This is a genomic window from Allobosea sp. RAF48 (genome assembly GCF_052114025.1).
In the GTDB taxonomy this organism is placed as follows: Bacteria; Pseudomonadota; Alphaproteobacteria; order Rhizobiales; family Beijerinckiaceae; genus Allobosea.
Window position 1 is genome coordinate 70,044 of the sequence record NZ_JBFRDZ010000019.1, and the last position, 23,312, is coordinate 93,355.

At 61.1% G+C, this 23,312-nt stretch carries 25 protein-coding genes; 9 read left to right on the forward strand and 16 right to left on the reverse strand.

Annotation, left to right across the window (positions count from 1 at the left end):
- Positions 1-186 precede the first annotated feature (186 nt).
- The 4 genes from AB4Z10_RS26390 to AB4Z10_RS26405 all read right to left on the reverse strand — a co-directional run bounded on the left by AB4Z10_RS26390 (position 187) and on the right by AB4Z10_RS26405 (position 3,957).
- On the reverse strand, positions 187-1,173 hold the full coding sequence (locus AB4Z10_RS26390; RefSeq protein ID WP_441473366.1) for an alpha/beta fold hydrolase: 987 nt from the start codon (positions 1,171-1,173) through the stop codon (positions 187-189).
- Between the two features lie 147 nt (positions 1,174-1,320).
- Positions 1,321-1,668: a response regulator transcription factor gene (locus tag AB4Z10_RS26395; RefSeq protein WP_441473367.1), complete on the reverse strand. Its 348-nt coding sequence runs from the start codon at positions 1,666-1,668 to the stop codon at positions 1,321-1,323.
- A 142-nt stretch (positions 1,669-1,810) separates the two neighbouring features.
- Entirely contained in the window at positions 1,811-2,467 is a 657-nt protein-coding gene (locus AB4Z10_RS26400) for a response regulator transcription factor (RefSeq protein ID WP_441473368.1), read from the reverse strand.
- A complete protein-coding gene (locus AB4Z10_RS26405; protein WP_441473369.1) occupies positions 2,464-3,957 on the reverse strand; it encodes a two-component system sensor histidine kinase NtrB in 1,494 nt (497 codons plus the stop codon). The genes AB4Z10_RS26400 and AB4Z10_RS26405 overlap by 4 nt, the downstream gene beginning before the upstream one ends.
- 512 nt (positions 3,958-4,469) lie before the next feature.
- Between AB4Z10_RS26405 and AB4Z10_RS26410 the strand changes: the two genes are divergently transcribed.
- From AB4Z10_RS26410 to AB4Z10_RS26420, 3 genes are read left to right on the forward strand one after another with little or no spacing between them, the layout of a single operon-like run.
- Positions 4,470-4,988: a Dps family protein gene (locus AB4Z10_RS26410; protein WP_441473370.1), complete on the forward strand. Its 519-nt coding sequence runs from the start codon at positions 4,470-4,472 to the stop codon at positions 4,986-4,988.
- 52 nt (positions 4,989-5,040) lie between these two features.
- The gene (locus AB4Z10_RS26415) at positions 5,041-5,532 is read left to right on the forward strand and encodes a redoxin domain-containing protein (RefSeq protein ID WP_441473371.1); all 492 of its coding nucleotides are present in this window, start codon (positions 5,041-5,043) and stop codon (positions 5,530-5,532) included.
- Positions 5,529-6,074: a DsbA family protein gene (locus tag AB4Z10_RS26420; protein WP_441473372.1), complete on the forward strand. Its 546-nt coding sequence runs from the start codon at positions 5,529-5,531 to the stop codon at positions 6,072-6,074. Before AB4Z10_RS26415 ends, AB4Z10_RS26420 begins: the two co-directional genes overlap by 4 nt.
- A gap of 196 nt (positions 6,075-6,270) precedes the next feature.
- On the opposite strand, the gene AB4Z10_RS26425 is transcribed toward AB4Z10_RS26420, so the two are convergent.
- Positions 6,271-7,194 carry a helix-turn-helix domain-containing protein gene (locus AB4Z10_RS26425; RefSeq protein ID WP_441473373.1) on the reverse strand — a complete coding sequence of 308 codons (924 nt, stop codon included), beginning with the start codon at positions 7,192-7,194 and terminating at the stop codon, positions 6,271-6,273.
- A gap of 293 nt (positions 7,195-7,487) precedes the next feature.
- Here AB4Z10_RS26425 and AB4Z10_RS26430 point away from each other — a divergent pair, with 293 nt between their 5' ends.
- Complete coding sequence (locus tag AB4Z10_RS26430) at positions 7,488-8,519, forward strand: MBL fold metallo-hydrolase (protein WP_441473374.1); 1,032 nt, start codon at positions 7,488-7,490, stop codon at positions 8,517-8,519.
- Between the two features lie 22 nt (positions 8,520-8,541).
- On the opposite strand, the gene AB4Z10_RS26435 is transcribed toward AB4Z10_RS26430, so the two are convergent.
- Positions 8,542-9,477 carry a VOC family protein gene (locus AB4Z10_RS26435; RefSeq protein ID WP_441473375.1) on the reverse strand — a complete coding sequence of 312 codons (936 nt, stop codon included), beginning with the start codon at positions 9,475-9,477 and terminating at the stop codon, positions 8,542-8,544.
- Positions 9,478-9,842: 365 nt separating this feature from the next.
- Here AB4Z10_RS26435 and AB4Z10_RS26440 point away from each other — a divergent pair, with 365 nt between their 5' ends.
- The 3 genes from AB4Z10_RS26440 to AB4Z10_RS26450 all read left to right on the forward strand — a co-directional run bounded on the left by AB4Z10_RS26440 (position 9,843) and on the right by AB4Z10_RS26450 (position 12,137).
- A complete protein-coding gene (locus tag AB4Z10_RS26440; RefSeq protein WP_441473376.1) occupies positions 9,843-10,658 on the forward strand; it encodes an alpha/beta fold hydrolase in 816 nt (271 codons plus the stop codon).
- 342 nt (positions 10,659-11,000) lie between these two features.
- The gene (locus AB4Z10_RS26445) at positions 11,001-11,681 is read left to right on the forward strand and encodes a YoaK family protein (RefSeq protein ID WP_441473377.1); all 681 of its coding nucleotides are present in this window, start codon (positions 11,001-11,003) and stop codon (positions 11,679-11,681) included.
- Between the two features lie 60 nt (positions 11,682-11,741).
- Entirely contained in the window at positions 11,742-12,137 is a 396-nt protein-coding gene (locus tag AB4Z10_RS26450; RefSeq protein WP_441473378.1) for a DUF1622 domain-containing protein, read from the forward strand.
- A gap of 113 nt (positions 12,138-12,250) precedes the next feature.
- Here the strand turns inward: AB4Z10_RS26450 and AB4Z10_RS26455 are convergent, their stop codons facing one another.
- The gene (locus AB4Z10_RS26455) at positions 12,251-13,150 is read right to left on the reverse strand and encodes a LysR family transcriptional regulator (RefSeq protein ID WP_441473396.1); all 900 of its coding nucleotides are present in this window, start codon (positions 13,148-13,150) and stop codon (positions 12,251-12,253) included.
- A gap of 133 nt (positions 13,151-13,283) precedes the next feature.
- Between AB4Z10_RS26455 and AB4Z10_RS26460 the strand changes: the two genes are divergently transcribed.
- Together AB4Z10_RS26460 and AB4Z10_RS26465 are read left to right on the forward strand one after the other, a co-directional pair.
- On the forward strand, positions 13,284-14,216 hold the full coding sequence (locus AB4Z10_RS26460; RefSeq protein WP_441473379.1) for a ring-cleaving dioxygenase: 933 nt from the start codon (positions 13,284-13,286) through the stop codon (positions 14,214-14,216).
- A 60-nt stretch (positions 14,217-14,276) separates the two neighbouring features.
- Positions 14,277-14,906 carry an alpha/beta hydrolase gene (locus tag AB4Z10_RS26465; RefSeq protein WP_441473380.1) on the forward strand — a complete coding sequence of 210 codons (630 nt, stop codon included), beginning with the start codon at positions 14,277-14,279 and terminating at the stop codon, positions 14,904-14,906.
- A gap of 219 nt (positions 14,907-15,125) precedes the next feature.
- On the opposite strand, the gene AB4Z10_RS26470 is transcribed toward AB4Z10_RS26465, so the two are convergent.
- From AB4Z10_RS26470 to AB4Z10_RS26510, 9 genes are all read right to left on the reverse strand, one after another.
- A complete protein-coding gene (locus AB4Z10_RS26470; protein ID WP_441473381.1) occupies positions 15,126-16,253 on the reverse strand; it encodes a patatin-like phospholipase family protein in 1,128 nt (375 codons plus the stop codon).
- 128 nt (positions 16,254-16,381) lie between these two features.
- Complete coding sequence (locus tag AB4Z10_RS26475) at positions 16,382-17,005, reverse strand: hydrolase (RefSeq protein WP_441473382.1); 624 nt, start codon at positions 17,003-17,005, stop codon at positions 16,382-16,384.
- Between the two features lie 75 nt (positions 17,006-17,080).
- Positions 17,081-17,767 carry a hydrolase gene (locus AB4Z10_RS26480; protein ID WP_441473383.1) on the reverse strand — a complete coding sequence of 229 codons (687 nt, stop codon included), beginning with the start codon at positions 17,765-17,767 and terminating at the stop codon, positions 17,081-17,083.
- A 413-nt stretch (positions 17,768-18,180) separates the two neighbouring features.
- Positions 18,181-19,323: a low temperature requirement protein A gene (locus AB4Z10_RS26485; protein ID WP_441473384.1), complete on the reverse strand. Its 1,143-nt coding sequence runs from the start codon at positions 19,321-19,323 to the stop codon at positions 18,181-18,183.
- A 74-nt stretch (positions 19,324-19,397) separates the two neighbouring features.
- Complete coding sequence (locus tag AB4Z10_RS26490; protein ID WP_441473385.1) at positions 19,398-20,072, reverse strand: YoaK family protein; 675 nt, start codon at positions 20,070-20,072, stop codon at positions 19,398-19,400.
- Positions 20,073-20,302: 230 nt separating this feature from the next.
- On the reverse strand, positions 20,303-21,649 hold the full coding sequence (locus AB4Z10_RS26495; protein WP_441473386.1) for an alginate export family protein: 1,347 nt from the start codon (positions 21,647-21,649) through the stop codon (positions 20,303-20,305).
- A complete protein-coding gene (locus AB4Z10_RS26500; RefSeq protein ID WP_441473387.1) occupies positions 21,649-22,059 on the reverse strand; it encodes a DoxX family protein in 411 nt (136 codons plus the stop codon). Before AB4Z10_RS26500 ends, AB4Z10_RS26495 begins: the two co-directional genes overlap by 1 nt.
- Positions 22,053-22,460, reverse strand: a complete 408-nt coding sequence (locus tag AB4Z10_RS26505; RefSeq protein ID WP_441473388.1) for a DoxX family protein — start codon at positions 22,458-22,460, stop codon at positions 22,053-22,055. Before AB4Z10_RS26505 ends, AB4Z10_RS26500 begins: the two co-directional genes overlap by 7 nt.
- Position 22,461: 1 nt before the next feature.
- A partial coding sequence (locus AB4Z10_RS26510; RefSeq protein WP_441473389.1) for an amidohydrolase family protein occupies positions 22,462-23,312 on the reverse strand: 851 nt, incomplete at its 5' end.

The following is a 23,312-nucleotide window of genomic DNA, read 5'->3' on the forward strand; positions in this document are numbered from 1 at the left end:
AGAAAATCGCCACCGCCTCGAGCATGTAGGAAGAGCCGCCAGCCCCTGCTGGGTTTGACCGCGGAGAACTTTGGGCCGTCGTCGCGTTGCAGATCGGCCGCGGCACCCCGGGAGGCCCGGCATTCAAGCAAGAAATGGGAGGGTAGCAGGGCTACCCTCCCCCAGTGGCGCCTCGGTCGAGTCCGTTCAGCCTTTCACGAAGGCGAGAAGGTCCGGATTGATCACGTCGGCATGCGTCGTGAGCATGCCGTGGGGATAGCCCTTGTAGATCTTCAGCGTGCCGTTCTTAAGCAGCTTGGCGGATTTGAGTGCGGAGTCGGCGATGGGCACGATCTGATCGTCATCGCCATGCAGCACGAGGGTCGGCACGGTGATGGCTTTCAAATCCTCGGTCTGGTCGGTTTCGGAGAAGGCCTTGATGCCGTCATAATGGGCCTTGGCGCTGCCGATCATGCCCTGGCGCCACCAGTTCTGGACGACGCCTTGATAGACCTTCGCGCCCTCGCGATTGAAGCCGTAGAACGGGCCGGCCGCCACATCGAGATAGAGTTGCGCGCGATTGTCGGCCACGCCCTTGCGAAAGCCGTCGAAAACCTCCATCGGCAGGCCCTCGGGGTTGCTCGCCGTCTTGAGCATCAGCGGCGGTACGGCTGAGACCAGCACGGCCTTGGCGACGCGGCCGGCGGGTTGGCCGTGCTTCGCAACGTAACGGGCGACCTCGCCGCCGCCGGTCGAGTGACCGATATGCACCGCGTTCCGCAGATTGAGATGCTCGACGACGGCAAAGGCGTCGGCCGCGTAGTGATCCATGTCGTGGCCGTCGCTCACCTGGGCTGAACGGCCATGGCCACGACGATCATGCGCCACGACACGATAGCCGTGCAGCACAAAGAACAGCATCTGTGCGTCCCAGTCGTCAGAGGACAGCGGCCAGCCGTGATGGAACACGATCGGCTGGGCATTCTTGCGACCCCAGTCCTTGTAGAAGATCTCGACGCCATCCTTGGTCTTTACGAAACCGCTGCTCATCTGTGTCTTTCCTTTTGGGCCCGAGGTTGCTGTCGAGGACTGCGCGAAGGCGGCAGCGGGAAGGAATGCAGCGCTCGCTGCACCGGCCAATGTCGCTACAGCTTCGCGCCTCGACCAGGTTGGAGGGGTTGCTAAATCGGTCATAAGTGCCTCGCTTGGGGCATCGGGTGAGCGGATGGATACCGGTTTCCCGAGCGGTTCCGTCAGCAGCGCGACGCTAGGCGGCCTTCAACCTGGCGAGAATCGTACGTAGGGATCGGCTTCCCATACGATGGTGTTAGGAGTCAGCCGTTAGCCATCCCCGCCGAGCACCCCCGCCAAGGAACTAGCGATTTGCCCGGCGTCGGCGGGCTTCTGCAAGAAACCGCGAACACCAGCTGCCATCACACGTTCGCGGATGCCCGCTTGTGGAAATGCCGTCATGAAGATGATGGGGAAGGAGCGTTCAGACGCGACCAGATGCATTTGCAACTGCTCGCCGCTCATCCCAGGCATCTGGACATCAACCAGCAGGCAGTCCGGCTCTTCGATGGCTGGATCGTTCAGAAAATCCTGCGCGGAGGCGTAACCGCGAACATGGTAGCCGAGAGCACGAAGGAGGCTTGAGAGCGAGGTGCGGACCCCTTCATCATCGTCCACGATCGCGATTGTGGGTATGTGAGGCATTCCGAAGCCAATCACGCCAATCTCGCAGGAAGCGGGCAGCGATGCCCCAGCTTTGGCGTTTATGCAGGCAGAATGAACGAAGCGGAATCATACAGAGGTTTGCGCTGCCGGCAGCTCAAGCTCTCGAAGCGCCGAGGGCTTCGGCCTTTCGCACGAGGTCAGCGAGCGATCGCACCTGCATCTTCCGCATGACGTTGCCGCGATGAATCTTGACGGTGATTTCGCTGATACCGATGGCATTTGCCACCTGCTTGTTCATCAAACCTGCCACGACGTGTGCCATAACCTCGCGCTCGCGGGGCGTGAGCGTTTCGTACTCGATCCGCAGATCGTGTTTGGCTTCGAGTTCGTGGCGCCGAGACCGGTCTCGTGCGATCGCGAGTGTCACCGCGTCGAGCATGTCTTGCTCGCGAAACGGCTTTGCCAGAAAGTCGACCGCACCCGCTTTCATTGCCCGAACCGACATCGGGATATCCCCATGTCCCGTCATAAAGACGATCGGCACGTTGAACCCATCACGTACCAGCTGCTCCTGAAAATCCAGGCCGTTGAGACCAGGCAGTCTCACATCAAGAAGCAGGCAACCGGGAACGCTCGGCAACGCGTTCGCGAGCAGCTCAGCCGGCGACCCGAAGAGCAGGGTCGCCAATCCGACAGAGCGAAAAAGGCTGTCGAGGGCATCCCTGACACCAGGATCGTCATCGACCACGGCCACAAAAGGTGCCGACGCGACAGCGACAGATCCGGTGCTCACGGTCCGCAGCCGTGTCATGGCGCGACACTCGTGTTCAGTGCCGGAAGCGTCAGATGGAAGGTCGCGCCGCAGCCCGAGGCGCTCGTTGCTTTCAACTGCCCGCCATGGGCTTCGACAAGTGTCCTGCTAATCGCGAGGCCCATGCCCATCCCATGGTCCTTGGTGGTGAAAAATGGATCAAATAGTCTCTCTTGATCGCCCTCGGCAATGCCCGGACCGGTATCGCTAATCTCTATCGCGATGGCATCAGCGTCAGAACGGAACGCCTGCAGAGAGATGTGCCGGCCACCCAGAAGCCCAGCCATGGCCTGCACACCATTTACCAGGATATTGACTAGCACTTGCTGGAGTTGGACCTTGTCTCCCTGAATGGGTGGGAGGTTCGGCTCCAACGCGAGCCGCAATTCGACCTCCCCATGTTGCAACTCCCGTTCAACCAGCAAGACCGCCTCGCCAACGAGCGTTGCGACGTTGAGTTGGCTCGATTGAGTTGGTTCCTTGTTTAGGAATCCGCGAATGCGAGTGACGATCTCGCTGGCACGTTGCCCCTCGGAGATGACTCGCCCAATCGCCGTATCGACCTCCTGGATATCGGGCGGGTTCCTCTGCAACCAGCGTCGGCAGGCTTCCGCATTCGTAACAACCGCCATCAGCGGTTGATTGACTTCGTGCGCGATCGACGCGGTCAATTCACCCAGCGTCGTAACCCGGGCGGCATGGGCAAGCTCCAAGCGCGCCAAGTGCAACGCATCTTGCGTCCTTTTGCGCTCAGTCACATCCGTGTGCGTTTCAAGGACTCCAAGTGCATCGCCCTGTCCGCCCGGTTGCAGGGCCCATCGGCTTGCAACCATCAGCCGCTCGCCTGACTTCCCGAACTGTACGAGCTCCCCTTCCCATCGTCCGGTAGAGAGCAATCCGCGCTCGATCACGTGACGATGTTCGGGGTACTGCGTCGCAAGGAGCTCATCCGCTGAGCGTCCGATCGCTTCGGCGCTAGACCAACCGTAGACATCCTCTGCGGCGCGGTTCCAGAAGGTGATGAGGCCCTCGCTGTTCCGCACGAAAATCATGTCGTGGCTCAGGTTCAAGAGCTTGGCCTGATCCGAGAGCGTTTGCGTGGCCTCTTGATTGCAGAGGGCCAGCATCGTCGCCATTCCTATCGCTGAAAGGCTCACAAGGGCGCGGAACGCTGGCGAACCGAATACGAAACCGTGTGCGTGCAAGTAAGATATCAGTGTCAGGATCAGGCTCAGTATTGCGGCCGAGACGATATCCTGTTGCCGCCCTGTGCGCATCGCGATGAGGATGACAAGGACGTATAGGACGGCAACAGCGCCTTCCAATTGTGTCCATGTATCGATGGTGAAGATGCCTGTTGCCAGAAGAACGGCCGCAAAACGGCAGCTGTTTCGCTTTCCGGCAGAAGGCGAAACAAAAATTTCGCCAAACGATAGCTTTCGGCGTGATCGTATCGAGACCCGCCGATCAGCGAACGATTCAGACGACATCTGGTGCGACAGCCTTTGATGATATCAGCGCAGCCAGCAAGGTAATTTATCGCTGCAGGCGGAGCTTGCAGATTAGCGTCACGGTTTGACTGGAATCGCGATGAGCGTGGCTCCAGCTGCCATCGCTGGACGCAGTCCAAATTCCCAGGGCCGAAGCGATCCGCCCCGTGCCGCTCACATCGCTTTATGCCGCCGCGGCGAGTGTGAGCGATCGCCCGAGAAACGGAATCATACAAGAGTTTAAGAAGGCTGGCATCATGATCGCACCGCAGGGGAATAGAGCCTCCTCGCCCCCTCCCCGATTTGCGTCGAAGATCGAGGTTGAGCTGGTCCAACGCCCTTGGCCTCCGCCGACTTCCCCCAATGCAAACTGAAGTATGAGGCAATCACCCTTGTGGTCGATTCACCGCTCGTCCCGCCGGCCGTAACGTCAGCTCCGAAAGCCCGTCAACGGTGTCCGACAGCGATAATGGCGTCAGGCGCGCGGGGGTCATCACCATTGGAGGTCGCTCATGAACAACGCTTCGGGCCGTGCGAACCAGACTGCTCCACTGCAAACGCCGACTGATCTCGGTGCGCAAGCCACTGTGGATATCGCGGCAGCGTTGACCGGCGTCCTTGCCGACATGTTCGCGCTTTATCTGAAGACGAAGAATTTCCACTGGCACCTCTCGGGTCCCCACTTCCGCGACTACCACCTGATGCTGGACGAGCATGGTGACCAGATCTTCGCTACCACCGACGTGCTTGCCGAGCGCGCCCGAAAGGTGGGAGGGACCACGTTGCGCTCGATCGGACACATCGCGCGGATCCAGCGCCTGCCCGACAATGACGCGGACTATGTAACTGCCCAGGACATGCTGGCGGAGTTGGCGGACGACAACCGCCGCATGGCGGGTTTCCTGCGCTCAGCCCACGGTGTTTGCGAGAACTACAACGACGTCGCGTCGACGAGCTTGATCGAGGTCTGGATCGACGAGGCGGAGCGCAGAGCCTGGTTCCTTTATGAAATGACGCGCCCCACGCGCTGAGCGACCCGCCAAACCGATCCCGGCCTTTCCGATGCCAGCGCATGAGTCGCCCATGACAGTCCTGCCACCCGGAAGCGTCGCCCCGCAATTCACCCTGCCGGCGACGCCCGACCAGAAGCTTTCGCTCGCGGACATGCGAGGCAGCCCGGTCATCCTGGCCTTCTATCCGGCCGATTGGAGTCCGGTCTGCGGCGATCAGATGGCTCTCTACAACGAGATCCTTCCCGAATTCCATCGGGCCGGAGCCCAGCTTGTCGGCATATCCGTCGACGGGGTCTGGTGTCACGCGGCCTTCGCGAACGATCGCAAGCTTCACTTTCCATTGTTGGCGGATTTCGAGCCAAAAGGTGAAGTCGCCGCGCGCTACGGTGCCTATCGCAAGATCGAAGGCATCTGCGAACGCGCGCTTTTTGTCGTCGACCGCGAGGGGGTGATTTGCTGGAGCTACGTCTCGCCGCTGGGGATCAACCCTGGAGCAGACGGCATCCTCGAGGCACTCGACAAACTCAACGCCCGATCTCCGGCGCAAGGAGTTCTGCCATGAACGGTCTCGCGATCCCAGTCGACAACCACGATCACACGCAGGGACCTAGGAACGCGCGCGTCACTCTGGTCGAATATGGCGACTATGAATGCCCCTATTGCGGAGAAGCCTATCCCATTCTGAAGGCCGTGAAGAACCTCATGGGCGACCGCCTGCTGTTCGTGTTTCGCAATTTCCCGATCTCCGAATTGCATCCCCACGCGCTTCGCGCCGCCGAATTCGCGGAGGCCGCGGCGACGAAAGGTCGATTCTGGGAAGCACACGATACGCTCTTCGAGTACCAGCAGGCGCTCCAGGACCGCGATCTCCTCGATTACGCGCGGAAAATTGGCCTGGACACCGCCCCTGTGGAACGAGGTTTTAATGGCGGCTTTGACGAGAAGATCAGGCGTGACTTTCTCGGAGGAGTTCGCAGCGGTGTGAACGGCACACCGAGCCTCTTCATCAATGGACAGCGGTACGACGGTCCGCGCGACGTGGAAGCCCTGTTGAATGTCTTGATGAGAACTGGCGCCGAGGATGTCGCCAGCCAACCGGCCTAGCAATCACAAAGCGCAGCGGCAGCGGGAGAGCTGCCCCTTTCTCTCCCGCGGATCTGGCAATCACCGGATCCGAACCCCGCGGCACCGGCGTGTGTTCCTTAGCGGAACACGCGCCGGTCAGAATATTGGTCATTGTGCGCGTTCGCGATCTGAGGCCGCAAAAAGCGGCGTAAAACGTGTCGCGCGAAGGTGCAGCCTAGCCCTGCCCCACTTGCCTCCTCCAAACACCAGGCGTCACGCCGGTGAACCGGCCGAAGACGCGCGTCAAATGACTCTGCCCGCCGAAGCCGCAGCAAATGGCGATCTCTTCGAGCGATAAATCAGGGCGAACGAGCAGTTTCTTCGCCTCCTCGACGCGAAGCTTCATCAGATAGCGATGCGGCGCCAAGCCGGTGTTTCGCCGAAAAGCTCGCGCGAAATGGCTAGGCGTCAGCCCGCACTCCTCGGCGATCTGCGCGATACTGAGGTCCGTGGCGAAGCGGGCATGCAACATTTCCTTGGCCCTGCGCTCCTGCCAACTCGCCAATATGCCGACACGCGCTTGCGTCAGACGACGCATTCCGCCGTAAGTCTCGCCGAAGTGCGTCAGCAACCCCAGCGACAGCTGATCGATCAGCAATGCGTTGGCGGAAGCAAACTCCGACGCAACAAGCAGGCTTTCCGACAGAGCAGCCGTGATGGGGTCGGGCTCGTCGCGTTTCCACCGCAGAGTATCCACCCGCCGTGCCGCGTGATGCTCCGCCAACTCCTCCAATGCCTCGGCCGGAACGTAGAATTGCAAAGCATCAAAGCGACCACCAAACTCGCATTGGGGGCTGTCTCGCAAATCGATGACGCTCACCGTTCCAGCCGAAAAGCAATCAGAGTAGCGCTTGTGCCCACTCAGCCAGCACGAATGCCTCTGCAGAGGATGGAGTTGGTGGAGGATCGAGAACGCAGCCTCCGTCGGCACTGGGGCAGTTCTGTTGCGCGTTTCCTTATCGCAGGTCAGGCGCGTGACCGCCAATCCAAGACGGCCACCAGGCCGAAACTCAGCGACAGTGCGGCCGGGCATTTCAAGGTGTGATGTGATGCGCTCGCCGTAAAAGCCCATCGCGGCCGTAGCGGACTGCGACGGCATAATGGGCTCCTCTAGCCCGCCCGCTAAATCTTGCCCCTGAATCATTGGCCCCCACCGTATTCGCCTGCGACCGGGCCCGTTCCTTCGTCGGCGTTCGCAGGTTGCGACTGACGACCGGTACAGCCGTCCTGAAGCTACGTAAATCCTTCATCGACAGGCAATTCAGACGAAGGTTTGGGCATAATTCTCCTTTTTTGATCACACGACGAAAATCGTCAAAGCCCAGCGCATTATGACAAGAGGCATGTCCCTCAAGCTGGCAGGATACCTGCCAGCCAACAATGGGGCGCTCGATGATCACCTCACACTCGAAGCGATTGATCGCCACGGTCCTCGGTTTGACGTTCCTCGCGACCGGATCTCCGGCGGGGGCTCCTCAAGCCGGCAAACAGGCACCCGGCTATTATCGGATGATGCTCGGCCAACTGGAAGTCACAGCGCTTCTCGACGGGACTCATCCGTTTCCAATCCCCACGACGCTGACCGTACCGCGGGAGCGGGCCCTGACAGGCGAAGATCGACCTCTCATGTCCCACGCACGTCCCGGCACTGCCGAAGCACTTCTGGCCCAGGAACGTTTGGCACTGCCTTTCGAGGGCTCGATCAACGCGTTCCTTGTCAATTTGAACGGACGGCTCGTGCTCATCGATAGCGGAGCTGGAGCCCTCTATGGAAAGTGCTGTGGCCAGCTCCTGGCGAACCTCAGAGCGTCAGGTTATGCGCCTGAGCAGATCGACGACGTCTTCATCACTCATTTGCATACCGATCACATCGGCGGTGTCGTAGAGAACGGGCAGCCGAGCTTTCCAAACGCAACGCTTCACGTCTCGAAGCAGGACGTGGACTACTGGCTCGATAGCGCCAACGAGGCGAAGGCACCTGCCATCCTTCGGAGCATGTTCAACGGGGCGCGCAGTGCCCTTCGCCCCCATCAGGAGGCGGGTCGCCTCGTTACCTTTAACGGCGAGGGCGAGGTTTTGCCGGGAATCAAAGCCGTACCGACCCCAGGCCACACACCGGGCCACACGTCCTACCTTGTCGGAAGCGGAGGTGAACAGTTGCTCGTCTGGGGAGACATCGTCCATGTCTCCCCCATCCAGTTTCCCGACCCGGCCGTCACCGTGACCTATGATAGTGATGCGTGGAAAGCAGAGCAGAGGCGCCTTTCCCTTTTCGCGGAAGCCGCCACAAAAGGCTTCTGGATCGGCGCAGCTCACATTTCATTTCCAGGCCTTGGGCATATTACCGCTCGCGATGGCCACTACAGGTGGCTGCCTGCCAACTATACGACGCGCGTAGATCAAGCTGTCGGCGCCCAACCTTGATAGAGGCGCTTCGTGAAGCGTCTCAGCGAACTCTGTCGAGCGGCGGCAAAATTCGCAACAGCTCGTCCTGGCGATCTTCCAAGCTCGGCGGAAAGATCAAGCGCGTCCCCAGCGCTCCAGGTGTTTCATCAATGAGAAAACCAGGACCATCCGTCGAAATCTCGATCAGCAACCCGTCTGGTCCGCGGAAGTAGATCGAACGAAAATAATAGCGGTCCTTGACGGGGCTTGAGGCGATCCCAAAACGCTCTTGGAGTTCTTTAGCCATAGTAGCCAATTCGGCTTCGTCGTTGGCTCGGAATGCAACGTGATGGATGACGCCGGCACCGAGTCTGGGGCGAGACCGATTGCGCCGCTGATGCAGATATAGCCGTCCTCCCGCTTCGTCATGCGCCGCGAACTCGATTTGATCGCCCTCGCGTCCGACTTCGGCGAAACCAAGCACTTCTGTCAGAATTCGCGCCATCAGCGTCGTTCCGCGTACGCTCATCGTAACACCTACGAGTTGGCGAACGGCGAAAGCCGGCGGAATATGCGGTTGAGACCAGGAGGCTTGTTCCGCCGACGCTCTGGCCACCAAGGCCAGCGGTGTGCGGTCGGGATCCTCGAAATTGAGTTGAGCGCTTCCGCTCAATGACTGCCGCTGCTGGAACGGTACGCCAAAATCGGTCAGCCGCTTCGCCCACCAGCCAATCGCATCAGGGGCAACTGAGAAGAGGACGTATTCGCCGTTGTCGCCGCGGTCTTCCGCTTCAGCAGCACTCACCCACGAGAAAAAGGAAAGACTGCCGCCGGGCACCCCTTCCGCATCTCCATAGATGAGATGGTAAGCTCCCGGGTCCTCGTGCGTCACAGTTCGCTTTACCAAGCGCAGCCCGAGTACTTTCGTATAGAATTCCACGTTCCGTGCTGCATCTGTGGCAATGACGGTGACGTGATGCAATCCGCGCCCCTTCACGATCGCGATCCTCCGTCAAAACGGCATCGCCTTTCGAAGGTGAGGACGCGGCCACGGCTCGGTGTCCCATGCGTCACCCACAGGACAATTCGAAGGCACATTTTGGCCGGCGTCTTGGACAATAGCGCTATCATTTGGACGGGAACGTCGGCATCTCTTCCGTGGTCGAAGGATCGTATTCCAGAAACCGGCACTTACTCAATTGGAAGCCCTTCTCTCAATATCCAGCTTTAATTGCCGAGTAGGATAGCGAGGCGCGGCAAATCGGCAATTCGCGCAGAAGACCGACAAGCCGCATCTCTGAACCCTGTCTAGCCTCAAAGAATTGCATCGGCACGAAGCGCCGCGCGACGGAGAGACTCGACATGACGACACTGGCGACAAAAGACGGCACGGAAATCTATTTCAAGGATTGGGGAACGGGTCGCCCCATCCTCTTCAGTCACGGATGGCCACTCAGCGCCGACATGTGGGACGACCAGATGCTCGCCGTCGCCTTGGCGGGTTATCGCGGGATCGCTTTCGACCGCCGGGGCTTCGGCAGGTCGAGCCAACCCTGGACCGGCTACGACTACGATACCATGGGCGATGACATCGCCGCCCTGATGGAAACGCTCGATCTGAAGGACGCCGTGCTGGTCGGCTTCTCAATGGGCGGCGGCGACATCGTGCGCTACATCGCTCGACACGGCGCAAGCCGCGTTTCCAAGCTCGTGCTGATCAGCGCGGTGACGCCGCTATTCATGAAGACGGCCGACCACGACGGCCCCGATAAGTCGCTATTCGACGGCATCAGAGCCGGGCTTTTGCAGGATCGACCGCCGTTCTTGGAGAACTTCAATCCACTTTTCTACGGAACCGAGCGCGGCCATAGTGTCTCGCCCGCCATATTCCGACTGACAGTACAAATCGGACTTCAGGCCTCGCTCAAGGCGACGATCGACTGCGTCACGGCATTTTCGGAAACGGACTTCCGGCCCGACATGGCGAAGATTGACGTGCCTGCCCTCGTCATCCATGGCGGCGATGACATGGTGGTGCCGCTGGAGGCGACAGGCGCCCTAGCAGCCAAGATGATCAAAGGTGCGAAGCTCAAGGTCTATGAAGGCGCGCCTCATGCCACGACCGTGACACATAAAGACCGCCTCAACAGCGATCTTCTTTCCTTCATAGCAGAATAGCAGCCGCCGGCCGGAGCGCGGCCTGCGCCTCCGGCCGTTCCTGTCGCCTGGCATATCCTGACGATCTCGATCGACGACACGTCTTGGCGAAAATTCCAATACAGTCAGGACGGATTGCCTCTCTATGCAGGGATCACGCGCATTTAAATCGAAGCTATTTCTGAAATTTTTGGAACGTATGCTTCATTCAACGGCGTATCAACGGAATAAAAAAACGCTCAAAAATGTATAGTATCCCGCTGCGACCGGAAACAATTCTCGCCGGAGGAAACTATACGTCGCATTTAACGTCCAGATCATGTCAAAAAATCTTCTAAAATCTGACTATAATCGAGATAAGCGATGAAATTTCCTTCTCTTCCCATTTTTCTGAGCTTAAACGGCGGCTACATCGATACGCTGGGTTTTCTTTCTCTTTCAGGTCTGTTCACTGCACACGTTACTGGAAACTTCGTAACCCTGGGCGCAACGGCTGCACTCGGCCTCAGCGGTGCCCTGTCTAAGGTTCTGGCCCTTCCCATGTTCTGCGTCGTCGTCTTCGTATCTCGCCTGATCTGCCTGAAACTTCAAAGTATGGGCCGCTCGCCTATCAAGCCGATGCTTGTGGTGAAGCTGGCCCTGCTGGCTGCCGTGGCAATTTACGCCCTCTCTCACGGGCCGTTTCAAGCGGACGGAAACGTCGTCACGCTTGTGGTTGGGCTCGCGCTTGTTTCGGCCATGGCAATTCAGAACGGACTTCACAGAGCGCATCTGCCCAAGGCATCTCCCTCAACATTGATGACGGGCACAACAACGCAGATCATGCTCGATCTCGCAGATCTTCTGGCTGGCTCGAAAGCCGAAGAGGTCGCCACCACCAAAGCGCGGGTCAAAAAAATGGCCGCGGCAGTAGTTACGTTCGCCTTGGGGTGCGGCTTCGGTGCGGCAGGTTACATGTTCGCACCGGCCGCTGCCTTCAGCCTGCCAGCTGTTCTCGCGGCAGTCGCCCTGTTCGCCAGCACAGCCGGCGCCGAAGCCAACTAATGCATCCTCTTCCAGGTCGCCTCGCCGATCCATTCCCTTTCTATCAGAAGGAACATAGCAGTGGATGTTGGTAGTGAATCTGGCGGCTTGGCAAATCTGATCGCACCAATTCTTAGTCCGCTCGCGACTGGTCTTGAATTCTTCGGTGTCGGCGTGATTCTTGCCGGCGTGGCGATCGCAACCGTCGTCTATATTCGTGATCTGATTCTTGCATCCAGTCATAACGCTTACGACAGGTATCGCGCTAATCTAGGGCGAGGAATCTTGCTCGGCCTGGAAATACTGATCGGCGCAGACATCATCGCCACGATCATATCTCCGCTTACCTGGGAGAGTGTTGGCCTTCTCGGGCTGATTGTCCTCATCAGGACATTTTTGAGCTTCTCCCTTGAAGCTGAGATAGAGGGACAATGGCCGTGGTCTCGAAACTCGAGGAAGAGAGCGAGGACGCAGTGACGTCGGGACGGCGCGTCCAGTAGGCCCAAACGGCCATCATATCCAGCGAGGCGTTCGAACGACGTTTAGGCTCGGCCTCCAAGAACAGAGCGAATTGGAACTCCAATAAGGGATCAAAGCGGGCGCGTCTGTGTCACGTAGATCTCGAAGAAATCGGAGAAGGTCGCGACGCGCAGCGGCAGGCGCTCATAGGGCGGGTAGAACAGCGTCAGCCAGAGCTCGCCCGGCGACCATGCCTCCAGGACCTGCACGAGACGACCCGAGGCCAGCGCATCGGCCACGATGAAGCGCGGCAGCAGCGCGATGCCCTCGCCGTTGACGGCGAGATCCGCCAGGAGGTCGCCGCTATCCGCCCGGAAGCGGCCGGCCGCCCGTATCGTGCCGCGCTTGTCGCCTTGCCTGAGTTCCCAGCTTTCGCCGGCAGGGTCGGTGCCATAGGCCAGCAATTCGTGCTCGGCGAGATCCTCGGGGCTGCCTGGAACGCCGCGCGCTGAAAGATAGCCCGGCGCGGCGACCAGGAGACGCGGCACGGGACAGAGCTTGCGCCAGATCGTCGATTTATCCGTCGGCACGCCCGAGATGCGGATGGCGAGGTCGACGCTGCCGTCGAGGATGTCGACGAAGCTGTCGGTCAGGCTGAGCGCCACCCGGACGGAAGGGTGGACCAGCCCGAACTGCGTCAGCACCGACGGCAGCACCTTGAGCCCCAACGACAAAGGCGCGGCGACGCGCAGGGCGCCCGCGACCAGCCCCTGCGTCTCGCGCGTCTCCTGCGCCGCCTGTTCCAGCCCGGCGGTGAGCGGGCGCACGCGCTCGGCATAGAGCGCGCCGGCTGCGGTCAGCGCCACCGTCCGCGTCGTGCGGATGAAGAGCTGCACGCCGAGCCGCGCCTCCAGCGCCGCGACGGCGCGCGTGGCTGCGCTCGGCGTCATGCCGAGAGCGGTCGCGGCGGCCGCGAAGCCGCGCTTCTCCGCCACCGCCAGGAATACACGGACCGCTTCGAGCTCGCCGATCAAGAGATCGTCCCATCATCGCGATTTGAGCAATAATAAGCTGAGAGAAACGACTATTCAAGCAACAAGACACTGGGTCCATCTTCCTGCTCACACCGGACTGAACCCCGGCAAGGAATTTGGAGACAAAGCGATGCTCAAGCAGATCAAGGGTCTTCACCACGTCACCTCGATGGCGGCGGACGCCCAGACCAACAACAGCTTCTTCACGCACACGCTCGGCCTGCGCCGGGTCAAGAAGACCGTCAATTTCGACGCGCCGGACACCTATCACCTCTATTACGGCGACGAGATCGGCACGCCGGGCACGGTGATGACCTATTTCCCCTTCGCGCAGATCCCGCGGGGACGGCGCGGCACCGGCGAGGTCGGCGAGACCCAGTTCGCAGTCGCTCCCGAGGCGCTGGCCTATTGGAAGGAGCGCCTGGAGAAGGCCGGCGTCGGCGGCGTCAGTGAAACCGAGCTGTTCGGCGAGAAGCATCTTCGCTTGCAGGGCCCGGACGGCGACGGCTTTTCGCTGGTCGGCGTCGCCGGTGACAAGCGCGCGCCCTTTGCCGGCGGGCCGGTCCCGGCCTCCGAGGGCGTCCACGGCTTTCGCGGCGTGACCTTGCGCCTGCAGGACGAGGGTGCCACCGGCGAATTGCTGAAGTTCATGAACTACGAGGTCGTCGACAAGCAGGGCGCTGTGACGCGCTATGCCGTGCCGGGCGGAAACGGGGCCGATATCGTCGATGTCGAGACGCTTCCGGACGCCGACAGGGCGCGGCAGGGCGCGGGCTCGGTGCACCATGTCGCCTTTGCCGTCGACAACAAGGCGGCGCAGGCCGAGGTGCGCAAGGCCCTGATGGATACCGGCTACCAGGTCACCCCGCAGATCGATCGCGACTATTTCTGGGCCATCTATTTCCGGGCGCCGGGCGGCGTGCTCTTCGAGATCGCGACCAACGAGCCTGGCTTCGCCCGGGACGAGGATACCGCCCATCTCGGCGAGGCGCTGAAGCTGCCGCAGCAGCACGCCCATCTGCGTGCCGAGATCGAGCGCATCCTGCCTCCGCTCAAGGACTGAACCGACCAGGCGCCCCGCCCTCCGCGGCGGGACGCTCAGCAAACCCGCAAGGAGGTCGCGATGAACATCCAACCGAACATGCAGCCGGACAAAAACGCTTATCACCACTATGCCAAGCCGGCAGCGCCGGGCGCTCCGCTGGTCTTTGCCTTCCACGGCACGGGCGGCGACGAACGGCAGCTCTCCGGCCTCGTGGCGCAGATCGTGCCCGGCGCGGGCATCGTCGCGCCCCGCGGCGACGTCTCCGAGCACGGCGCCGCCCGCTTCTTCCGCCGCACCGGGGAAGGCGTCTACGACATGCAGGACCTCGCCGCGCGCACGCAGAAGATGATCGGCTTCATCCGCGCCCATCGCGCCGCCAGTCCCGGCAGTGAGGTTTATGGGATCGGCTATTCGAATGGGGCGAACATCCTCGCCTCCGTCCTCTTCGCCGCGCCCGAGCTGTTTGACCGCGCCGTCCTGATGCACCCGCTGATCCCCTTCGAGCCCGCGCCGCAGCCGGGCCTGTCGTCGGTCGCGGTGCTGGTCACGGCGGGCCGCCGCGACCCGATCTGCCCGGCGCCGCAGACGGAGCAGCTGGAAAGCTGGCTGGCGGCCCAGGGCGCCGCGGTCGAGACGCACTGGCACGAAGGCGGGCACGAGATGCGCGAGCCCGAGATCATGGCCGCTACGCGTTTCCTCTCGGCATAAGCGGTCGCCAGCCGCATCGCCCGCGAAGCGAAACAGGCGGCTCCAGCGGGCGGAAGCTTGCCCGAGCCGGCCTGCATGTCTCCCTGGCTGCGACGCCAGGCACCTGGGCTTGTACCCGCGAGCTGCCGGAAAACCCGCGTGAAATGGCTCTGGTCACCTGAACGCGTCCTGGCAACGCTACGATTGGAATGCCCTAGGGCGGCTGCACCGGCAGTGGGGTCAATGAGTCGGTTCTGTCTGGATAGGCGTTAATGGTGGTTTTGTCCGCCAAGCTCCACGCGCGCCCTCCTCCCGCCCAGTCGCAAAGAGCTGCTGCATGTAGCTGCGATCGAAGTCCGATTTCGGCGTAGCAGTGAAACTGTTGGGGATGGCGGCATAGAACAGCTTCGCTCCTCCGGCTGCCGTTTGCAGTTGCAGCCTCACCAAGTCGGACACGGTCTGGTATTTAACAAGGGTTTCAATGGCACGCTTGGCGACCCCGATCGCGGTCTCCTCGGTCGTCTCATATTGCGGTAGCAGCCGACCGTTCCTGATCAAATAGAGCTTTCGAGAGCGAATGGCGCCAAACCGCCGGCGCTCGAATTGGTTCAAGCCGATATCTGGGGGAGCAAAGAAAATCTGCGCCACTGTCCCGCCGTCAACGTGCAATTCCTGCCGACGTTCACCGTCCACCTGAACGTCTATGCGTACCGGCGGAAACACCGCCGGAATCGCTGCCGAAGCGAGCAGGATTTCGACCATGCGTTCCCGTCGTTCTGGTCGGCTGCCTGCCGCAATGGCCGACAGGTCCCATACCACAGGGCGCTGCGCATCAATGTTGGTCGTCTGAATCAGAAGCCGCCGCCCAAGACGATATTGAACCGCGATGTCCTCAATCATCTCGTCAGTCAGATAGCGGTCGATCAGATTCCTCAACGGCGTATTGTCGTAGAGGCCTCGCCCGAGTACGCCGAACACCCCAAGACTGGTGTAGATTTCAGCGTCGCCATAGAGGGTGAAGACCTCTTGCAACGGCCCGTCATAGCGAGATCCGAGGAAAGCAAAGGGCGCGGCCAAGGCCCCGGTGCTGACACCCGTGACGACCTCGAATTGCGGGCGATCGCCTCGCTCGGTCCATCCCGTCAGATACCCGGCCGCAAACGCACCATCCGCGCCTCCCCCCGATATCGCGAGGAAATTGGCTTGGCGCAAAGCGCTGGCCGCGCGCTGGCCGGTTCGGACCGCACGATAGGTCTGGTCATATTGCCGCTCGATCACCGCGCGGATTTCGGGCGTGACCAAATCCCCCCAAAAACGCGCGAGGTCCACATGCTCAATGCGTGCCGAGGCGGCCAGTGAGGCAGGCACCGAAGCTCGGTTCGGACCGCTAACGCAACTTGATACCAACATCGCGACAAGGAGTGTCGGCGATAGCAAACGCGCCTGTGTCGTCCTCGTTCGCAGCGATGGCATGGCACTCACCACAGATTTTCTCTTTAGCCCGGCTTGATCATGTCGCGGGCATAGGCGAGACCGATGCCATAACCGCCGGCGAACTCCTCCACGATCGCGCGCGCACCATCATAGGTATCGTGACGAGTCCAATCGCGCTGTAACTCCAGCAGCACCTGGATCCAGCTCGTCATATGAATTCCGGCCGCCTGCATGCGACGCAACGCGAGTTCATGACTCTGAGGTGTCAAGCCTCCGCAGGCATCGCCAACCACGAAAACTTCGTAACCTTCTTCGGCGGCCGAGAGAGCTAGGAAGTTGACGCAAGCTTCGGTCAGCATGCCGGAGATCAGCAGCCGCTTGCGGCCCGTCGCCACGATGGCGTTACGAGCGGCGTCGTCCTCCCAGGCATTCATGTTGCGGCGGTCGATCGCGCTGACATCGGGGATAGCCCGCTGCAGGGCTGGCATCATCGGCCCGCTGTAGACTTTGGTCGCCGAGGTCGAGGCGACGATCGGCAGCCCGAAAACCTTCGCGGTCTTAGCCAGTGCCACGGCGTTGTTGAGCAGCACCTGACGGTCCTCCGAACCGACACCGAAGGCGAGCCCCGCCTGCTGGTCGACAAAGACGAGCGCGCAATTCTCCTTGTCGAGAAGCGACTTCACCATGATCCCGATCCTTTCGGCCGCATGAAGTATTGAGCCACTGCGGGCGCTCATGACGCGCCCGCAGTGGCAGAGCGATCAGTTCACCTTGGCGGCGTTCGGCCCGATGGTTTCGCCATGGGTGACGCGCTCCGGCGCGTTGTGAACCATGGTGTAAGCGTAGTCGACACCCATACCGTAGGCGCCGGAATGCTCCTTCACGATCGCCATCACGGCGTCATAGGTCTCGCGATGGGCCCAGTCGCGCTGCCATTCGAGCAGCACCTGCTGCCAGGTCACCGGGACGGCGCCGGCCTGCACCATGCGGTCCATCGCGTACTTGTGTGCATCGCTTGAGGTGCCGCCGGAGGCATCCGCCACCATGTAGATCTCGTAGCCGCCCTCAAGCATGGCGCAGAGCGCGAAGGTGGTGTTGCAGACCTCAGTCCAGAGACCAGCGACCACGACCTTCTTGCGGTTGTTGGCGGCGAGCGCGTCGCGGACATTCTGGTCATCCCAGGAGTTCATCGAAGAGCGCTCAAGGATCTTGTTCTCGGGAAACACCGCCAGCAGCTCGGGGTAAGTGTGGCCGGAGAAGCTGGTGGTCTCGACCGTGGTGATCGTGGTCGGGACGTTGAAGACCTTCGCCGCCTTGGCGAGGCCGACGACATTATTCTTCAGCACCTGCCGGTCGATCGACTGCACGCCGAACGCCATCTGCGGCTGCTGGTCGATGAAGATCATCTGGCAATTTTTTGGGGTGAGGACTTCCAGGTACTTGGACATGATTTCTCTCCAATGACGATCCGCCGATCAGGCTTCGGGGCTGCTGCCCTACCTCAAGCATGGCATCAGCATTATCTCCCGAGAAATGTTCTGCGGATTGTCGATCCGCGGCGCGGATTGACGATTTGCGCGTTGTCAGAAGGACGGCCGCACCCAGCCGGCTGCAAGGGAGTCGGAGACACCGCTGGCCTGCCGGATTCGAGCGCGGTCGAGATGGCCGAGATACCGCCTGCCGCGGCCGTGGTGCGCGGAACGGGCGCGATCGCCGGTCCGTAAAAGGCATCGGCCTTGGCCTGCTTCCGAAGCGGGTCCAGCCCACCGTCAGCTTCACTTTGGGCAGGAGCGTCAGTCAAATCGCGCGGCGAGCACTATTGGCCAATAGGCCACTCAATTATTAGTTGCATTGACTCACATCATGCCGACGCGTGATACAATTTTCCTCGCACCGTTACAGTTACTACTAGAATCGCTGCGATCAACTCCAACACATAGGAAGCAAACATGCTGCTTATTAGCACAAAAGCCGCTGTCACAAGCAGGAACCAATGCCTTGCCCCCTGCCCAGATAATCGATCGCGAACCAACCACAGCGCGGTCAAATACACGGCCACTGGGACGCTGATCGATAGAGCTGCTTCCGACTCGATAGCGGCTCCATTACCGGCAGCAAAAAAAGCCGAAAAGCCTGCCGCCGTCGCCGCGCCACCCGCGAAGAGGAAATAATGGCCGTAGGCCCAAGTAAAAACGACGATCGGCTCGCGGCCAATAAGCTGCTTATTGCGGTCGAAATAAAGCCCCCACATTGAAAAAGCGATGATGAAGCAAAGGCCTGCGAGTAAGAAATGCTTGAAGTCCGGCGCGCCTGAATCCGCAACAATCATTGAAATTGCTACAAAGCATTCGCCGAGAACAATGATATTGAACAGATTATACCGGTCGATGATGTGACCGTGGTGCCAGTTCGATGGCCTATTTCGCTCTGCAAATGCGGGGATAGCCAACTCCCCAACCGCCCCGAGTAAAAAAAGAGGCAGGTAGCTCGCTGCCTGTGGCGGCACAGCAAAGATCAGCACATGCCAATATAACTGCATGACAGCGATAGCGGCAGCATAGCGCAGCGCTGTTGGGCGCTCGTTTCGATCCCCGTTCGCCACACCCAACCAAAGGGCGATAAGGCCGAGCCTCATGATGGTGAAGCCAACCAGCTCCAGCCAGATAGGCTGACCGCCGTCATCGTTGTGAATACCTCCGGCCAGCGTGAACGAGCCGAATATGATGACCAGTGATAAAAAGCGAAACGCGGCCGATCTGTTGTCGTAACCTGACGCGAGCCAAGTGTAGTTCATCCAGGCGAGCCACGCCATGAAGAAGCTCGAAGCAAACTTAACCGCACCAAGCGCAAAACGATCTCTGTCTATGTCCTCCGTCAAGCCATGCGCGGCAGCGGCCACTGCGACGACGGTTGCCAGATCGAACATCAGCTCTAGCGAAGTAGAGCCCCGATGGAGCTCGTCACGATCGCGCGCCGTCAATCGAAAGTAAGCTATCCGAGCCATGTCGGCCCCCCACCTCTGGTGAAGCCGCCAGTGCCGTTCTCAGCTCCAGAGAAACTCCGGATCACATCCATATGTCATCCGGACTTTTGCGTTGTCTGCGGAGAATAGAAGATGCCGATCAGAAGGAGCACGAGAGCCGGCAACGCCATGCCGGCCACACCAACCGTGATCTGAGCCAGGGCCCCAGCTGCGCAACCTGCCACAAAGCCGAGGACCAGGATGATCGACGTTAGCGATTGCCCCCGCTCCTCGGGCTTTTCGGCATAGCCAATGATGCGGCGGGCGATAGCGACAGCCAGTCCGGCGATATTGCCCGTCATCAGCGAAAACGGAGCGCCAAGGCCAGCATCTAGGCGTTGGATGGCGGTCAACATCCCCATCGCGAAGACGGCAAGAAGGGCACACGCGGACAGGGGACCCGCATCAAGGAACGCAAGAAGGGCGGACGTCGCAAATGCGACTGCCGACAGCATGAGGGTCCAAAAAGTCGCGCGCTCGATGGGTCCAATCCACGCGACCATAATCGCTGCCGCACCTGAGCCCAGCATGAAGAGAGGGAAGGTCATAAGTTGCAGGCCGCGCAGGCCGCCTTTCTCGTGACCAACGACGCCTAGCCCCAGGAGCACAACGTTGCCAGTAACCAGTCCAACGAACAGGCCACCCAAGTGAATAAAAAACAGCGCGTCGGCAAACCCAGAGACAAACGAGAGCCCCATCGAATTGTGCTTGCTACGAAATATACCTATCATTGCAACATCTCCCAAAATCTACGTAAGATAATTGCCATCTCTTCTTGGACGATTAGACACTAAGCGGTAAGACGTGATGTCATCCTCGAAGAGGGCATTTTGTGGGTTTTCCACGCGGGCCGTCGCAAACAGATGCGCGGGAACCGGCGATCGCTAGGGCTTGACGACGCAGCCCGCCCTTTTCGCTGTCGAAAAGGGCGGGTACCATCTGCTCCTCTTTAGATTAAGGCTCAGAAGGACAGCGTCGCCCAGCCGGCCGCAAAGGAGCCGGAGACGCCGCCGGCCTGCCGGATTCGCTGACCGGGCTCGTAGGCCACATAAGTGCCACCAAGCGTGAGATGATCGGTTGGACTCCATTCGAGCGTGGTCGAGACTTGATGGCCGAGATACCGCCCGGCGCCGCCCGCGGTGCGCGGAACGGGCGTGATCGCCGGTCCGTAAAGGGCATCGGCCTTGGCCTGCTTCCAGAGCGGGTTCCAACCCACCGTTAGTTTCACTTTGGGCAGGAGCGTCAGGGTGATGTTCGGCTGGATGTCGATGAGGTTGGCCGGCGCCGTCAGATTGGCTTCGGAAAAATAGGGCAGCTTCGGGTAGAGCGGGTTGAAGGTGCCGAGCGTGCTGTCGTGCAAATTGCTATCGCCGCTGATCGTGTCGGCGTTGAAACCCAACCGCGGCGCGAAGAGCAGGTCTGCGAAGGTGTAGCCGAACTCGCCGGAAACGGTCCAGGCGCGGATGTCCGAGCGTCCGAAATGGCCGAACTGCCAGGCGGCCTCGACATTCCAGTCAAAGCCGTTCGCCTTGCCGAAGAGCCGGGTCCCGATCGTGTGGCGATGCTCGTCCGCCGTGCCTTGGGCAAAGCGGGCGTTCTGACGGTTCAAGCCGAGATAATAGAGATCGGCCTTGAGGGCGGGGATACCAGGCACCGGACTCGTGCCGTAGACGCCCCAGAAGGCCTGCCCAGGGTCAGACTTATCGTCGAAAATTCCGGTCAACGGCAATACTGGCCGCACCAGGAATGCATCGATGCGCGCCTCGGCCGAGGCTATCCAGGCAGCGCGGACGCCGTCGAAGGCCCGTCTGACGTTCGGGCTCTCGCGCACAGAGACTAGCCGTGAGGAACCAAAACTCATCTCTTGCCGCCCGCCGCGAAGCATGACGTTGCCGTTGGCCGTCGGCAATGTGAGTTCGCCGTAGCCCTGCAGCAGGTCGAGTCGGTCTAGCTGGGTCGCTGGCGGCGGTCCGTTCCAGATTGGCGCTTGCCCGCTGACGAACTCGACGAAGGTCTTCAGATAGGGCCCGAGCCGCAGATCGGCGGAAAGGAAGGAGCGGATCAGCAGGCCGTTATTGTGCTCCGGTACTGCCAGCCCGAAGACAGGGTGGCGTGAGAACTCGGCGCGGGCGCGAAGCTGTCCGCCGAGGCTGAGCGTGACGGCACCGTCCGATGTGAGCGGAATATTCTTGAGCCGGTCGTACTGGTACTTTTCCAGCGGAGCGGCTGCGTTGTCGGCTTGCGCTGCCGCCCCCCCGGCTAGCGCGAGCCACCATCCGGCAGCGAGTGCAATCGCAGGCGGCCGCATCACGACCTCATGTCGTTATGCGCGACGAGGAGAAATCCTCCGACGAGGCCGAGATGTTCGAAGAAGCCGTTCATCGCCATCATCCGTGCCTGACCTGCCGGCATTTCCCAGAAGCGAAGTGCCATGAAGGTGGCGGCGAGCGTGAAGGCTGCGAGCGCGAGCGCCGCAAGCCAGCGCCAGCGGCCGAGTAGGATCAGCGCGCTCATCGCGAGTTCGAAGACGATCACGCCGACCGCGAAGAGCGGTGCAGGCGACAAACCGAAATGGTTCATCTCGGCAATGGCGCCCTCGAAATCGAGGATCTTGGTCACCGGCCCCTGGATATAGGCGGCACAAAGCAAGAGCAGTGCGCACCAGCGCAGCACCGAGGAACTACCTTCCGACGAACGCTCCAGACGCGACGTCACCATAATAATCTCCTGTTACGCATCAGCGCCAAGCGGCCGGCTCCGACGCCGGCAAGGATCAAGAATCCCCCGGCGAGACCGAGATTCTTCAGGAAGTGGATCGTCTGCATCTCGGCGGCGGCCGCGTCGGGCACGCCCCAGAAGGCGTGGAAAACGACGGCCGTTACGATGGTGTAGACGGCGAGCCCCAGGGCAGCGAGGCGCGGCAGCACACCGAGCGCCACCGCGGAGGCGCCGAGCACCTCTGCCGCCGCTGCGATCACAGCGAGGGCGAAGGGCGACGGAAAGCCCTTCGCCGCGATGACCGCCGCCGTGCCAGTGAGGTTGCCCCATTTGCCGAAGCCGCTGACCAGATAGAGCACGACGAGCATGAGGCGCCCGACCAGCAAGCCGACGTTGTTCACCTCACACCGCCCAGCAGGCGCACCCAAGCGCACCCCAGAAGCTCCTGAGGTCGGCGACCGGCAGCTTGCTGGACCAGGCGCCGGCATGGTCGTGGCCATGGACGTTGCAGGAACTGGCGCAGCCGCAGTTGGTCATGGCCGCCCGGCGCAGCGAGTTCTTGCCGGCGCCGTCAGGCTCGCCCCAGGCGGCATAGCCCTTGAAGGTGCGCACCGGCGACCAGTCCGGCATCGCCGGCGGCGGGGCGCTCTCGTCGGCGCTAGCGAAATCGCGCGCGCCATAGACCACCTTGCCACCGACGACGGTGAGATCCGCGCTAATGAAGGAGATCTCGTCCTCCGGGCAGGCGAAGAAGTCGCGATCCGGCACGATCAGGTCAGCGAATTGACCGACCGCGATCTGGCCCTTCTTGCCCTCCTCGTTCGAGAACCAGGTGACGTTCTCGGTCCACATCCTCAGCGCGGTCTCGCGGTCGAGGCAGTTGCGCTGCGGCGTGAGGCGCAGCCCCCCAACGGTCTTGCCGGTGACCATCCAGGAGAGCGAGACCCAGGGGTTGTAGGAGGCGACGCGGGTGGCGTCGGTGCCGGCCGAGGTCTTGACGCCCTTCTCCAGCATGCGTGCCACCGGCGGCGTCGCCTCGGCGGCGGCGGCGCCGTAGCGCTCGACGAAATACTCGCCCTGATAGGCCATGCGGTGCTGCACCGCGACGCCGCCGCCAAGCGCGGCGACGCGGTCGATCGAGCGCTCCGAGATCGTCTCGGCATGGTCGAAGAACCAGTTCAGCCCCTTCAGAGGGATATCTTTGTCGACCTTCTCGAAAACATCCAACGCGCGCGAGATCGTCTCGTCATAGG